Raw genomic sequence first — 14,716 nt, forward strand, 5'->3', positions numbered from 1 at the left:
ATGCCTGCGTGGTGAAAAGGAGGGGCGATATGCGTCTTGAAAGAATCGCCGCCAATAAAATAAAAGTCTTCCTTACGTTTGATGATTTAGAAGAACGTGGATTAACGATGGATGATTTGTGGCTCGACCGTCCGAGAGTACATCAACTGTTTCGCGAACTGGTGATGGAGGCAGATCAATTACTTGGATTTAAAGTTGATGGGGCGCTATCCGTTGAAGTGTTCTCAGTGCCTGCGCAAGGAATGGTTATTCATATTTCGAAAAATGAAGAAGATACGTTGTATGACGACGATGATATGATTGAGATGGATATAACCGTTGATGAGCGAAACGATTTATTTTATAAGTTTAAAGATTTTGAGGCTGTTATTCAGCTCGTTCGAACTTTAAAGCGACTAGGTGTAAAAAGTGGCAAGCTACTTTCTATGAATGATAACTATTATTTGTATTTTCCTTATACCACGATCAAAAAAAAGTGAATATGGACAGCTTTATTGCCATTGTCTCTGAATACGCAGACGTTTGTCCCTACTCACATGTAGCCGTTGAGGAACATGGAAAGTTACTCATGAAACGAAACGCGGTTGATCGGCTGGCGACAATATTTTATAAAGATAATCCAGACAAACAAGTGGAAAAACAGATCGATCTTTAATATAGTTAATATAGGAATTACTTCATGTAAAGTAGGGTAAAGACCCACTATAACCTGTTTTAAAGTCCGGAGTTTTCGATTATGCGTGAACTCCGGCTCACAATATGGAGGTGGCCCTTCAATGGGGAATATGAAGAGGAATGAACAGACAGTCGTAGACCAAGATGGAAACGAGAATAGTCGTATACAAGCAATGAAGTCTACGATTAAGAACGCGCTCAATGCACTAGATTACACACAAGACACAACGGATATACTTACATCTGCATACCGCTCGTTCACTGTAGAAATTCCAATTACGATGGACGATGGCAGCATTCGAATCTTTAAGGGGTATCGTTCCCAACATATTCGTTCTTCACAGCCTTCAATTGGCAGTGTTATTTTGCATCCGAATTTGGATGAACAAGATGTACAAGCATTAGCAATGAAAACCTCTCTTCATACGGGATTGTTAAATATTCCTTATAGCGGTGCTAGTGGTGCAATCATTTGTAATCCTTCTGAATTATCGTTTCATGAGCTTGAACAATTAAGTCGTGGCTATATTCGGGCTTTATTACCGCTTATGAATGCAACGAAAGACATTATTACACCTGATGTTCCAACGCCTGCGAATTTACAGCTAATGGCTTGGATGCACGATGAAGTTGAGATGATTCGTCCAGATCTACATCATAAAGTTGTTGCAGGGCTGCCGGAGTCTCTTGGCGGTGTGCCTGGACGAGAACATTCGGTTGCAAAAGGTGCAAAGTTCACGATTGAAAGAGCAGCTGAACGCTTAAATATGAGTGTACAAGATGCGAATATTATCGTTCACGGATTCGGCAATACAGGCGTGTATTTGGCTCGAGAGCTTGAGAATAAAGAAGCGAATGTGATCGGGGTATCTGATGGGCATGGAGCGCTTTATGACCAAGATGGATTAGATGTTGATTACTTGCTCGATCGTCGAGACAGCTTTGGTATGGTTACGAATTTATTTAAGAAGTCAATTTCTACAGAGCGATTGCTCGGTTCGAAATGCGATATTCTATCGATGCTTCACTCGACAAGAACGTGATGACCGAACAGGTTGCCGACACGATTCAAGCGAAACTCGTTGTAGAAACGGCAAAGCAAACACTCTCTGAATCCCGTGTCGATCAATTGTTCCAAAGAGGATCTATGGTCGTACCAGAAATCATGACGAATTTAGGCAATTTGACGTTAAGTCATTTTGAAGCGATGCAACATGAGCAACGAGTTACATTAAGTGAGTCTGAAATTAATGCGATGTTCAAAGATACGATGTATCGGGTGTTCGATCAAGTGTTTGAAGAAGCGAAACAGCACAATACGAACATGCGAGAAGCGGCAGCTAGAATCGGAATTAAGCGCCATGCAGAAGCTTTGAATTATCGTGGTTTATCATAAGGAAGTGTCATTGTGAACAAAGAACGTATTATTATTGTCGGTGCTGGACCATGCGGTCTGGCAGCGGCTATTCGTTGTAAGGAAGCGGGATTAGACCCGTTAATTATCGAAAAAGAGAACATCGTTTCAGCAATTTTTCATTATCCTACGCACCAGACGTTTTTCTCTGCTGCAAACAAATTAGAAATTGGTGACGTCCCGTTTTATTCAACAAACCACAAACCAAGACGTAATGAAGCGCTCGTCTATTACCGTGAAGTCGTTCAACGGATGGGATTACGCATTCATACGTATGAGGAAGTTGAGCGAATACAAAAGCAGGAAAACGGACAATTTAGGTTACACACAGTGGACCGTTCCAAGGCGCATAACGAATATGAAGCGGCTTACGTCATTGTTGCGACAGGTTATTACAACAATCCTAATCACTTAGGTATTCATGGCGAAGAAAAGCCCCACGTTTTTCATTATTTTAAAGAAGCTCATCCTTTTTATGGGCAACGCGTTCTTGTCATTGGGGGTAGGAACTCTGCGGTCGACACTGCAATGGAGTTGCAAAAAGCTGGTGCCAACGTTACGGTCGTTTACCGAGGGAACGATTATTCAACAAGCATCAAACCATGGATTTTGCCTGAATTTCGAGGTCTTGTGAATAAAGAAGACATTGACTTGTACTTTGAAACCGAAGTTGTCGAGATCCACGATACGCATGTAAACGTGCTTACAAATGGAGTCAAAAAAAACAATAAACGCTGACTTTGTCTTTGCGATGACGGGTTATCACCCAGATCATTCGTTTCTAACGAGTAGTGGTGTAGCGATTGAATCTGATACGGGGAGACCTGTTTATAACAAAGAAACGTTCGAGACGAATGTAGACAATTTGTTTATTGCAGGGGTGATCGCTGCGGGCAATCACGCCAATGAAATCTTTATCGAGTCTGGAAGATTTCATGGTTTACACATTGTAGATTCTATTATTGAACGCGAAAAGAGAGGTCGTTAATCGTGCAGACGATTTGCTTGCTTGCTACTGGAGGAACGATTGCTAGTAAACAGACAAAAGAAGGTCGACTCGTTGCGGGTGAATTAAGTGGTGAAGAGCTCGTTAATTCTCTAAACACACCATTCGATATTCACCTTAAAATTGATTCAGTATTGTCAAAGCCTTCGATTCATATTACGTATGAGGATTTATGGGACATCCGTAAGAAAGTCGTTGAAAACCTTCGAGCAAAAGACATTTCAGGAGTGGTCGTTACGACTGGGACAGATACGCTTGAAGAAGTGGCTTACTTCTTGGATTTAACCGTCCAAACGTCAAAGCCAGTTATTGTTACTGGCTCGCAAAGGGGCCCAGAACAAGTAGGTAGTGATGCATTCGTAAATCTTCGTAATGCAATGATTGCAGCCGCTGACGAACGGGTAAAAGACCTTGGAACAGTCGTCATATTTAATGAGCGTATCTTTAGTGCGAAGTATGTAAGGAAAGAACACGCAAGCAACATTCAAGGATTTAATGCGTTTGGATATGGCTACTTTGGAATTATAGACAATGATCAAGTGCATTTGTTTCAAAAGCCAATTACAAAAGAAGCTTACGTTTTAGCTGACGATTATAAACCGAGCAAGTCTTATGAAATTGAAATTGTAAAAGTGCATCTTGGTGCGACAAACCGACTGCTTGATTTCGTTTTACAAGATGAACGAACGAGCGCTGTCATACTTGAAGGGGTTGGGCGTGGCCAAGTTCCAAAAAAACTTTATGCCGAGCATTCGAGAGGCGAAGATCCCGATTGTCGTTACTACGAGTGCGGTTGAAGGCGAAGTGTATCCTTCTTATGAATATGAAGGTAGTACATATGACTTGTTGAATCATGACGTTATTCTTGGTAAAGACTATAGCAGTAAGAAAGCAAAGATCAAAATGTATGTATTACTCGCAACAGGACAAGATTCGCTTCAACAAGCGTTCGAGCGATGAATGTTCTAGCTTTACTTTCGCTAGCTTCAGCTCCAGCCTTTGCATTGCTTACGTATTTCTATTTGCGAAATGATTACGGTTCTGCGAATTGGAAAAATATTATCCGGTCGTTCGTGACGGGGATGTTAATTGTTTTTCCGATTATGGCAATTCAATTTGCACTAACTGAAGAAGGGGTGTTCACATCCCGTTTATCTGACGTATTTGTTAAGACGGCGTTCATCGAAGAGTTTTTTAAATGGTTCTTCTTACTCGTTACGATGTATCGTTTCAAAACGTGGAGTGTCAAGTACGATGGTATTGTGTACAGTGTCGCACTTTCGTTAGGGTTTGCAACGCTAGAGAACTTTTTTTTATTTGCTTTCAGAAGGCGTCCATACGGCATTTGGCAGGGCTCTTTTCCCTGTAAGTGGCCATGCGCTTTTCGGAGTGATTATGGGTCATTATTTAGGTAACGCACGTTATATGATTGATGGTAAGAAAAAAAATATGGTTAGTTTACGCATTGCTCGTCCCTATTTTCTTGCATGGAACCTTTAACCTTATGTTAACCTATACACAAGACTGGATGGTCGGCATTATTATTTTATTTATGATTTTCTTGTGGTGGTTAGGATTAAGTAAAGTAAAGAAAGCAAATGAAAATAGTAAATTTGTATAGGAGGTCGCTTCATGACGACAGAAACGAGGTACCGCATAGTCATACGATGCCCGAAATGTGGAGAAAAGTATATTCTTCGTGGAAGACAAAAAGCCGAAGGTGAATATGAAACAGGATTTAAACGATGCATTTGCGGGAACGAAGATGATCTCGTCATTGAAGCCACTGCTGAATAATTGTGACTTGAAAGATGGACGATGATGCGTTATCGTATAAGAACCAACTATACATTAAAATATCTTATCAAGAGAGACTGAGGGATTCGGACCGAAGACGTCTCAGCAACCAGCTCCAAATGGAGTCAGGTGCTACATCCTACGGACGTGATCGTCCGAGAGATAAGAGAACTATACACGTAAAGTGTCTTTTTCTATCTCTGAAGAAGGCACTTTTATTTATTTGTAAGGACTTGGAGGGATCAACAGTGGAGAAACAACCATTTACTACAGAAACGAAACTTGTACAAACGGGTAATCGAAGCGATGAACGCACAGGTGCCGTAAATGCACCAATCTATATGAGCACTGCCTATCGTCATTCAGGAGTTGGTGAGACGACAGGATATGATTATGCAAGAACAGGGAATCCTACTCGTGAAATTCTAGAAGATAGCATTGCAGACCTTGAAGGTGGAATTCGTGGGTTTGCCTGTAGTTCTGGGATGGCGGCAATTCAAGCAGTGTTGTCATTATTTGAGTCTGGTGATGAGATTGTCGCATCGTTAGATTTGTATGGTGGGACGTACCGTCTGTTTAATGAATATTGGCCAAAGTGGGGCGTTGGTGTCCAGTACGGGGACCCTCGTGATCTAGAAACGTTTGAAGCGTTAATCGGACCACAAACGAAAGCGTTGTTTATTGAAACCCCGACCAATCCACAAATGCAAGAGGCGGATATTTTAGAACTTTCTGATGTTGCAAAACGACATAATCTTTTGCTTATTGTAGACAATACATTTTACACGCCGCTCATTCAACAGCCACTAAAAGAAGGTGCACACATTGTCATTCATAGTGCTACGAAATATTTAGGCGGTCACAACGATTTAGTTGCAGGACTCATTGCGACGAATGACGAAACGATTGCTGAAAAGCTTTTTAATATCCAGAACGGAATAGGAATGACGCTCGGTGCTTTTGACTCCTGGCTGCTCGTTCGTGGGATGAAAACACTCGCACTACGCATGAAAAAACACGAAGAAAATGCACGAATTGTCTCGCAGTTCCTAGCAGAGCACAGTCTTGTCAAGGAAGTCCTTTATCCAGGGCGAGGAGGGATGTTGTCTTTTCGAGTCACATCAAGTGATCTCGTAGACCCGGTTCTTCGTAAGTTGCAACTTATTACATTCGCAGAGAGTCTCGGTGGGGTAGAAAGCTTAATGACGTATCCTGCAGTGCAAACGCATGCGGACGTTCCAAAAGAAGTACGACAACAAATTGGTATAGACGATTGCCTGATGAGGATGTCTTGTGGCATTGAAAATGCAGAAGATTTAATCGAGGATTTACGTCAAGCTTTTCAAGTAGAGAGATGATTGGAGGAGTTTAGATGAGCTTTTTAGAGAGGCTAAAGGAAACGGTCTTAATTGGTGACGGCGCAATGGAACATTGTTGTATAGCCGGGATATAACAGGATCAATTGAACAAGCAAACCTATACGCTCCAGAACTCGTGTATGAAGCTCATCTTGAGTATGTTCAAGCGGGTGCTGACATTATTCAAAGCAATACGTACGCTGCCAATCGCATTAAGTTAGACACGTACGGGCTTGATCTTCAAGTGGCAAAAATTAATAAAGAAGGAATGAAGCTAGCGAAAAAGGCAGCAGCTTTAAAACCGAACGTCTATGTGGCAGCTACAATCGGTGGAATTAAAGACGGTAGAACGAGCGATTGGACAGACGACCAAATTGATGAAACGGTGACTGAACAAATCGTTGCGCTGTTAAGTGAGAATCCAGATGTCGTTTTACTTGAAACGTACTACGATTTATATGAACTCATTCGCGCAGTTCGCATCGTCCGAAATCATCATCACTCAATCCCGATTATTGCCAATGTCTCGTTAGGGACATTGGTGTGTTGCACGGTGGCATTACGTTAACAGAAGCACTAAAGCGTCTTAAAAAAGAGGGAGCAAACGTAGTTGGCGTAAATTGCCGAATGGGTCCTGCTCAAACCATTACCTCATTAAAAGAAACTGAAATTCCAGAAGGTTTGTTTTTATCTGCGTATCCAAACGCAAGTTTGCCCGGAATTCGAGATGGCAGGCTCGTTTATCAATCGAATCCTAATTACTTTAAAGCACAAGCGTCCTCTTTTCGCGAGTTAGGCATTAATATTATTGGGGGATGTTGTGGGACGACGCCAGAACATATTCGTGGCTTAAAGGAGCGTTTGAAAGGACTTGCACCTTTAGAGAAACGAACAGTAGTCATCGAGGAAGCAACTGACGAGCAAGTAGAAGCAAATGAGTCAAATCAGCAAGTGTACGATGCGAATGTCATCGTTGAACTCGATCCTCCTAAATCACTTTCAAAGATGCCAGTTTTCTTAAAAGGGGCAGAGGCGTTAGTGAATGCAGGTGCGGACAGCATAACTCTCGCTGATAATTCACTTGCAACGTCACGAGTAGACAATGTTGCAGCTGCCACACTCATTCAACAAAAGACACAAGCATCACCGCTCGTTCATATCGCTTGTCGCGATCGTAACTTGATTGGTATGCAATCTCATTTGCTCGGATTACACACGCTCGGTGTAAAAGAGGTGCTTGCGATTACAGGGGACCCTACGAAAGTTGGCGATTTTCCAGGTGCAAGTTCTGTCTACGATTTAACATCCTTTGATTTAATTGCAATGTTAAAAGGGATGAATGAAGCTACTCCTATTCGGGGCGTCCTCTCGGTGTGAAAACGTCATTTACGGTTGGGGCAGCGTTTAATCCGAATGTATCGAATCTTGAGAAAGCAATTAAACGATTAGAGAAGAAAATAGCAGCAGGTGCGGATTTTATTATGACGCAGCCGATGTATGACAAAGAGCAAATTAAACGGCTACGAGACTATACGAAACATCTGTCGATTCCAATATTCATTGGTGTTATGCCACTTGTGAACGAACGGAATGCGGAGTTTCTTCATAATGAAGTTCCTGGAATATCCCTTAGTGACACCGTACGCTCCCGTATGCAAAAAACGCTCGGTGATTCCCAAAAAGGAGAAGAAGAAGGCCTTCGAATTGCCGAAGAGTTACAACAAACGTGTATAGAACTTTTTGGTAAAGTTTATATCGTGACACCGTTTCTTAAATACCACATGTCTACAGCGCTAGTAGAACATGCAAGATCACTTATTAAAACGTCGTCAGTCATGACGTAACACGTGTTTATGCAGATGATTTATATCGATAGGTATCTTCTTATGAACAACTGTACTTTTGTACGGTTGTTTTTTTATGAATAAAATTCTCCATAGATTTGAAAACTAACACCATCATATAAAAAGATTCAAAGTAAAAGGAGGAATTCATTGATGTTGAAATCTGCAAAAATACTAAGCGTTTCCGCGTTAACCGCAACACTTTTGCTCTCAATTCCTCAGACGAGTGAAGCCTTTAGTGATCAAGTGATCCAAAAAGGAGCTACTGGAGATGACGTTGTAGAACTTCAAGCTAGACTTCAATACATTGGCTATTACACCGATACAATTGACGGTGTATTCGGATGGGGAACGTATTGGAGTGTACAAGAATACCAAGAAGCATTCGGGATGGAAGTTGACGGTCTCGTTGGAGATGATTTGAAAGCGAGATTAAACAAAACGACAAACTACGATGAACAGTTTGTGCATGAAGCGTTAGAAAACGGCCGTAAGTTCACCCATTACGGAACAACGCCACTAGAAATTCAAAAAGGACCAAAAGGAAGTAAAGGTGGCGGCGCCACTAGTGGACAATCTGGTCAACCTTCAAATCAAGAAGGAGCGAGTGGTGGCGGTGGAACGTCAAGTAATGAAGGTCAACCGCCAGCACAATCTGGACAAGGACAAGGACAAGGTCAAGGCCAAGATCAAGGACAAGGTCAACCAGAGGCAGCGCCTGAACAGCAACCAGATACAGGTGGAGAAGTGCCTGAAGAACAAAACAATGAGGCCAACATTCAAAAAGCAACAAACGTACCTGATGGGTTTTCTGAAAACGATATTCAGATTATGTCAAATGCGGTTTATGGTGAGGCGCGTGGAGAACCTTATGTCGGTCAAGTAGCTGTTGCAGCGGTAATTATTAATCGGATGAACGATTCGGAGTTTCCGAATACCGCAAGCGGTGTCATCTTTGAACCAAGAGCGTTTACAGCGGTCGCTGACGGTCAAATCTATTTAACGCCAGATGAAACAGCGAGAAAAGCTGTGCTTGATGCGATTAACGGTCAAGACCCGTCTAATGGTGCGACGTATTATTATAACCCAGTAACGGCAACGTCTGGTGGATTTTCGGACGACCGACGATTACCCAAATCGGTAAGCATGTGTTTGCAAATTAAGTTAAAGGAGGGACCACGATGTTTCGAGCGATAACCATTGCAGTATTGTCAGTAGCATTACTCGGTACTGGAATCTTTGCATATCAAACGCATCAAGAGAAAGAAGCTTTGGCAATTAGTCATGAAAACAACTATCAGCGCGCCTTCCACCAATTGTCTTACCATATGGATCAATTAGAAGATGAATTAGGTGCATCGTTAGCAACGAACGGTGTGAGTCAATTTTCAGGTTCTCTTGCAGAGGTTTGGAGAATATCTTCATTAGCTCACAATGAGATGGGCGAGCTGCCACTCGGTATGATTCCTGCGAAAGAAACGGATCAATACTTAGCCAACGTTGCGGAATTCTCGTATGAGACAGCTGTGCGTGATCGAGGTGAAGAGCCATTAACAGATGAAGAATACGACAAACTCGAGAACTTCTACAGTCAAGCGAAAGAAATTAAGCATGATCTTCGCACGGTGCAAGCACAAGCGTTGAACAACGATTTCCGTTGGTCTGACGTAGAACGAGATTTAATGAGTGAGCAAAACCCTGGCGAAGGACGATGGTTTCGTCATTCAAATCGATTGATCAAAAAGCAAAAGGTTTCTCTGAAAACAATTGGAACGATGATGCTGGCTTTTCATTAGATGTAAATAAACGACTAGCGAAAGTAGTCAAAGATAAAGAAGAGTTATCAGAAGAAGAAATTATAAAAAAAGGCGAAGGCGTTTTTGGATCTTCCTAATACTGTCGATGCGAAGGCAGAAAAATTAGGTGAAGGAATGCCATACAAAGGTTATCAAGTCGTTATTGAAGATTCTGATGGCGAACGCAACTATATGATTGATATGACTGAACGGGGCGGTTTACCGGTTTGGGCATTACAATCAAGAGATATCACTGAACCGAAAATCGGATTGAATGATGCGTCAGAGCGAGCGAAAGAATTTCTAGAGGATAAAGGTATTACTGACGTTCAACTCGTGGATAGTAAGCAATACGATACGATTGGTACGTTCCAGTTTGTACCTGTAAAAGACGATGTTCGTCTTTATCCAGATGCGCTCATCGTTGAAATTGCGCTAGATGATGGTGACCTTGTCGGTTTTAAAGGTGCCAATTACTTTGCAAATCATCGTGAACGCCATGACTTAAGTCCAGCGTTAACACTTGACGATGCACTTGATGAATTGCATCCGAACTTAAAGTCTAGAGAAGAGCATTTAGCTGTTATTGAAAATCAAAACGGTGACGAAGTGCTAACGTACGAAATCTTTGCGACGATGAATGGCGATACGTATCGCATTTATTTAAATGCAGACACAGGTTTTGAAGAAGAAGTCAAACGAATGCAAGAAGCAGAACCAGTGTATGATGTTGATGTTATCTAATAAGAAGATCGCCGGCAGGTGTGAACCATCTGCTGGCGATCTTTTTGTTGTCTCTTGACAACATCTAAAAACAAGAATAGGATATAGATTATCATTCCTGACTAAACGAATAAGATTTAGAGGTGATCCCTTGTCTAGTTATGTTCAACCCGTGTCCGAACAACAATCGGTCGTCAAACAAACGTTAGGACTCAAGCGTCCTCAACTTAATTTAGTAACCGTTGGACTTATAGCTTCAATTTTATTAGCCATTTATTTACTCTTTACACAACATTTTGTCCAGCCTATTCTACTCATTATCGGTATTTTACTAGGCTATACATTATTTCACGCCCGCTTCGGCTTTACGAGCGCCTTTCGAAGGTTAGCGTCTGTTGGGAACGGTCAGGCCGTACGAGCGCACATGCTCATGTTGGCAGTTGCGGTCACATTCTTTGCGCCGATTTTAGCGACAGGCTTTACCTTTTTTTGGAGGCGAAGCAACAGGTAACATTTCACCAGTCGGTGTTAGCTTAATTATCGGGGCATTTATGTTTGGAATTGGTATGCAACTCGGTGGTGGGTGTGCGTCAGGAACACTTTACGCCGTTGGTGGTGGACGTTCTGTAATGTTCATTACATTGCTCTTTTTCATTATCGGATCTACGATTGGTGCTGCACACTTTAACTTTTGGATGGAAGACATGCCTGCGTTTGAACCATTTTCATTAGCCACATCTACTGGGCTAGGTTACGGAGGCGCGTGGATGGTCTCACTGATCATTTTCGCGGTGATTGCATTAATTACAGTTTTGATCGAAAAGAAGAAAAACCCACCGAAGCTTGCGGACGTTCCTTCCGAACGAGGTTGGAAACGAATTTTTAGAGGGTCTTGGCCGCTGTTTGCGGCAGCAATCGTGTTAGCGGTACTAAACGCAATTACACTTCTCGTCCGTGAAACACCTTGGGGTGTCACGTATGCTTTTACGTTGTGGGGATCTAAAGCTGCTCAATTTTTAGGTTTCGATGTTGAGAGTTGGGGTTTTTGGCAAGGAGATACTGCAGCATTAAATGCTTCAATTTTTGCGGACACAACGTCTGTGCTTAACTTTGGCGTTATTCTTGGTGCATTTTTAGCATCAGCTGCTGGTGGTTTGTTTAAGTTTAGTAAGATTACAAAAGGAAACGCGCTTGCGTCTGTTATTGGTGGTTTAATGATGGGCTACGGTGCACGTTTAGCATTTGGATGTAACATCGGTGCTTATTTCAGTGGTATTGCTTCGTTTAGTGCTCACGGTTACATTTGGGGAATTATGGCGCTAGGCGGAACGTTTCTTGCACTCTATCTACGGCCGTTATTTGGTCTAAGTGTTCCAAAACAAAACGATAGTTTCTGCTAATTACAGTGGTTTGCTTCACGACATGTCGAAGCAAACCACTGTTTTTTTGTAGGAAAACTTTCCATTTGATTTCTTGACTAGAATTGTTTTCAGTTCTTTATTATGATAAGATTTAGGCACTGATATTCGAGTAAAATGACCTTACATACGGAGAGAATAACTTTGAAAATCAACATTGCAATCGATGGACCAGCAGGTTCTGGAAAAAGCACAGTAGCGTCGCTAGTTGCTGAGAAGCTAGGCTATTTATATATTGATACAGGAGCAATGTACAGGGCGCTTACGTATCAAGCAATAACTCATGAAATTAAGCCGTCTGAAGAAGGAAGCTTAATGCAATTACTAAACCGTATGGACTTTAAGCTGTCGGACGAGGGCAACCAAATGCTTGTTAACGAAGAGCAACTCGGTGAAGAAATTCGGACAAGGGAAGTGACGAGTCACGTGTCCGAAGTATCAGCACATCGATTAATTCGTGAAGCGATGGTTAAGAAACAACAGCAGTTAGCTACGGAAAAAGGTGTCGTATTGGATGGTCGCGACATCGGAACGTTCGTTTTACCAGATGCCGAATTGAAGATCTACTTATTCGCTACAGCAACTGAGCGAGCGAATCGTAGACATCAAGAAAATGTCCAAAAAGGTATTGAATCAAGTTATGAAGAGATATATAACGATCTTATCGAACGAGATCGCTATGATACATCTAGAGCTTATGCACCACTAAAGCAAGCAGATGATGCAGAGCCTCTTGATACTACAAATCTTACGATAACAGAAGTAATTGAGACGATTGTTAATCGCGCCCGACTGAAGGAGAGCGAGACGAATGATTTATAGAATTGGTCAATTTCTTTGTCGAATTATACTTTCAGGGGTTTTTTTTCGCGAAGATACAGGGAAAGGAACATATACCGAGCGATGGACCAGTTATTATATGTTCCAACCATAAAAGCAATTGGGACCCACCATTTCTAGGTTCTTACATTAAGCGTCCACTACGTTTTATGGCCAAAGAAGAACTGTTTGAAAAGAAGTTTATCGGTGGTCTTTTAAGAAGGCTTGGAGCATTTCCAGTGAAGCGTGGTTCTGGAGATCGTCAGTCATTAAAAACAGGTATTAACCACCTGAAAAATGGCGAAATGATGCTTTTGTTTCCAGAAGGGAACCGAAGTAAAGACGATCAACTTGGTGAAGGATTAGCAGGCGCTGGTTTTTTTTGCACTTAGAACAGAGGCGGTCGTCGTACCTGCATATGTGAAAGGCTGGTACAAGCCATTTAAAGGTGTACAATTAACTTACGGCAAGCCTATTCCGATGGATGACCTTCGTGAGTCGAAAGCCAGTTCAAGGGAAGCCACTGAACGAATCATGGAGCACATCCGGCAACTCAGAGATGACATTGAGTAAGTAGCACGAATCGATTGTCTGCAACATTCTTCTAAACAAATGAAGAATTTTGTATATATAAAGTTCTTGATGACTACGAAAGATGTTTTTAAAGGGAAGTAAGGAGGCAAATGACATGGTTGAAGAAATGAACAACGAACTAAACGAAATGAAGGATTTCAATGTCAATGACATTGTAACCGGTAAGGTAACGAAGGTCGAAGAAAAGCAAGCATTTGTTGATGCGGGATATAAGGTGGATGGCATCATCCCAATTAGCGAACTGTCTAGCTTACATGTAGAAAAAGTAAGTGACGTAATTTCTGAGGGAGATGAACTTGAACTTAAAGTCATTAAAGCAGAAGATGACGAACTTATTCTAAGTGTACGCGGCGCTCGTGCTGACAAAGCATGGGATCAGTTGCAAGCAAAGTTTAACAACAATGAAACGATCGAAGCAGAAGTTGCTGAGATTGTAAAAGGCGGATTGGTCGTTGACGTTGGGGTTCGAGGATTTATTCCTGCTTCACTTGTAGAACGTCATTTCGTTGAAGATTTCTCTGATTATAAAGGGAAAACATTAGAGTTAAAGATCGCTGAAATCGATCCGAGTGATAATAAATTAATCTTGTCAAGGAGAGCTGTACTTGACAACGAAGTAGAAGCGAAGAAGAAAGACATCCTTGATAACTTAACGGTTGGCGATACGGTTAAAGGGACTGTTCAACGTTTAACAGACTTTGGTGCATTTGTTGATGTAGGCGGAGTTGACGGACTTGTTCACATTTCACAAATGGCTCACCACCGTGTTGAGTCTCCGGGTGAAATCGTCAAAGAAGGCGAAGAAATTGAAGTGAAGATCCTCGCAGTTGATGCTGACAAAGAGCGTGTCTCACTGTCAATTAAAGATACGCTACCAGGACCTTGGACAACGATTGAAGGTCAGTTCCAGCCAGGAGACGTTATTGACGGACACGTGAAGCGTCTCGTATCTTTCGGGGCATTTGTTGAAGTTGCACCGGGTGTTGAAGGTCTCGTTCACATTTCACAAATTGCGAACCGTCACATCGGAACGCCAAGTGAAGTGTTAGAAGAAGGACAAGCTGTTCAAGTGAAGATCCTTGAGATTAGCCCTTCAGACCAACGCATCTCATTAAGCATACGTGAACTCGAAGAGAGCACAACGTCTAGTCAAAAAGTTCAACGTGAATATGAAGCACCTGAAGAAGAACATTCTGGTTTTTCCCTCGGTGATATGATTGGTGACCAACTAAAGAAATATCGTAATTAATTGTAAATCGCGGAAATCGGCGG

Annotated in this window: 12 protein-coding genes, 8 pseudogenes and 1 riboswitch; all 20 genes and pseudogenes read left to right on the top strand. The window is 42.0% G+C overall.

Annotated elements, in window-relative coordinates; genetic code table 11:
• Positions 1–29: 29 nt before the first annotated feature.
• The 20 genes and pseudogenes from JCM19055_RS06985 to rpsA all read left to right on the top strand — a co-directional run bounded on the left by JCM19055_RS06985 (position 30) and on the right by rpsA (position 14,693).
• On the top strand, positions 30–479 hold the full coding sequence (locus JCM19055_RS06985) for an adaptor protein MecA (protein WP_052366026.1): 450 nt from the start codon (positions 30–32) through the stop codon (positions 477–479).
• Positions 480–481: 2 nt separating this feature from the next.
• Entirely contained in the window at positions 482–655 is a 174-nt protein-coding gene (locus JCM19055_RS27195; protein ID WP_193745342.1) for a hypothetical protein, read from the top strand.
• Between the two features lie 193 nt (positions 656–848).
• Positions 849–2,071: pseudogene (locus JCM19055_RS06990) on the top strand (Glu/Leu/Phe/Val dehydrogenase).
• 12 nt (positions 2,072–2,083) lie between these two features.
• Positions 2,084–3,077 (top strand): annotated as a pseudogene (locus tag JCM19055_RS06995) (YpdA family putative bacillithiol disulfide reductase).
• 2 nt (positions 3,078–3,079) lie between these two features.
• Positions 3,080–4,055, top strand: a pseudogene (locus JCM19055_RS07000) (asparaginase).
• Positions 4,056–4,198: 143 nt separating this feature from the next.
• Positions 4,199–4,354, top strand: a pseudogene (locus JCM19055_RS28850) (PrsW family intramembrane metalloprotease); the annotation flags it as partial.
• 58 nt (positions 4,355–4,412) lie between these two features.
• Positions 4,413–4,595: a PrsW family glutamic-type intramembrane protease gene (locus tag JCM19055_RS28855; protein WP_265181911.1), complete on the top strand. Its 183-nt coding sequence runs from the start codon at positions 4,413–4,415 to the stop codon at positions 4,593–4,595.
• Between the two features lie 132 nt (positions 4,596–4,727).
• Positions 4,728–4,892: a hypothetical protein gene (locus tag JCM19055_RS27200; protein WP_193745013.1), complete on the top strand. Its 165-nt coding sequence runs from the start codon at positions 4,728–4,730 to the stop codon at positions 4,890–4,892.
• Between the two features lie 61 nt (positions 4,893–4,953).
• Positions 4,954–5,061: riboswitch (SAM riboswitch) on the top strand.
• Between the two features lie 79 nt (positions 5,062–5,140).
• Entirely contained in the window at positions 5,141–6,250 is a 1,110-nt protein-coding gene (locus JCM19055_RS07010; RefSeq protein WP_081833508.1) for a methionine biosynthesis PLP-dependent protein, read from the top strand.
• A 136-nt stretch (positions 6,251–6,386) separates the two neighbouring features.
• Positions 6,387–7,054: pseudogene (locus tag JCM19055_RS28860) on the top strand (homocysteine S-methyltransferase family protein); the annotation flags it as partial.
• A gap of 201 nt (positions 7,055–7,255) precedes the next feature.
• Entirely contained in the window at positions 7,256–7,627 is a 372-nt protein-coding gene (locus tag JCM19055_RS28865) for a methylenetetrahydrofolate reductase (protein WP_265181921.1), read from the top strand.
• On the top strand, positions 7,624–8,094 hold the full coding sequence (locus tag JCM19055_RS28870) for a methylenetetrahydrofolate reductase (protein WP_265181912.1): 471 nt from the start codon (positions 7,624–7,626) through the stop codon (positions 8,092–8,094). Before JCM19055_RS28865 ends, JCM19055_RS28870 begins: the two co-directional genes overlap by 4 nt.
• A 153-nt stretch (positions 8,095–8,247) precedes the next feature.
• Positions 8,248–9,257 (top strand): annotated as a pseudogene (sleB, locus tag JCM19055_RS07020) (spore cortex-lytic enzyme).
• 18 nt (positions 9,258–9,275) lie between these two features.
• Positions 9,276–9,890, top strand: coding sequence for a PepSY1/2 domain-containing protein (locus JCM19055_RS23070; protein ID WP_052366029.1), 615 nt, complete (start codon positions 9,276–9,278; stop codon positions 9,888–9,890).
• Between the two features lie 81 nt (positions 9,891–9,971).
• A pseudogene (locus JCM19055_RS23075) lies at positions 9,972–10,634 on the top strand (PepSY1/2 domain-containing protein); the annotation flags it as partial.
• A 130-nt stretch (positions 10,635–10,764) separates the two neighbouring features.
• Positions 10,765–12,013 (top strand): annotated as a pseudogene (locus tag JCM19055_RS07030) (YeeE/YedE family protein).
• 162 nt (positions 12,014–12,175) lie between these two features.
• Complete coding sequence (gene cmk / locus JCM19055_RS07035; protein ID WP_370543039.1) at positions 12,176–12,853, top strand: (d)CMP kinase; 678 nt, start codon at positions 12,176–12,178, stop codon at positions 12,851–12,853.
• A 2-nt stretch (positions 12,854–12,855) separates the two neighbouring features.
• Positions 12,856–13,242, top strand: a complete 387-nt coding sequence (locus JCM19055_RS07040; protein WP_370543040.1) for a lysophospholipid acyltransferase family protein — start codon at positions 12,856–12,858, stop codon at positions 13,240–13,242.
• A gap of 28 nt (positions 13,243–13,270) precedes the next feature.
• Positions 13,271–13,423: a hypothetical protein gene (locus tag JCM19055_RS31485; RefSeq protein WP_370543041.1), complete on the top strand. Its 153-nt coding sequence runs from the start codon at positions 13,271–13,273 to the stop codon at positions 13,421–13,423.
• A 115-nt stretch (positions 13,424–13,538) separates the two neighbouring features.
• Positions 13,539–14,693, top strand: a complete 1,155-nt coding sequence (gene rpsA / locus JCM19055_RS07045; protein ID WP_042359161.1) for a 30S ribosomal protein S1 — start codon at positions 13,539–13,541, stop codon at positions 14,691–14,693.
• Positions 14,694–14,716 lie beyond the last annotated feature (23 nt).

This window comes from Geomicrobium sp. JCM 19055 (assembly GCF_000698185.1).
Lineage (GTDB): Bacteria > Bacillota > Bacilli > Bacillales > Marinococcaceae > Geomicrobium_A > Geomicrobium_A sediminis.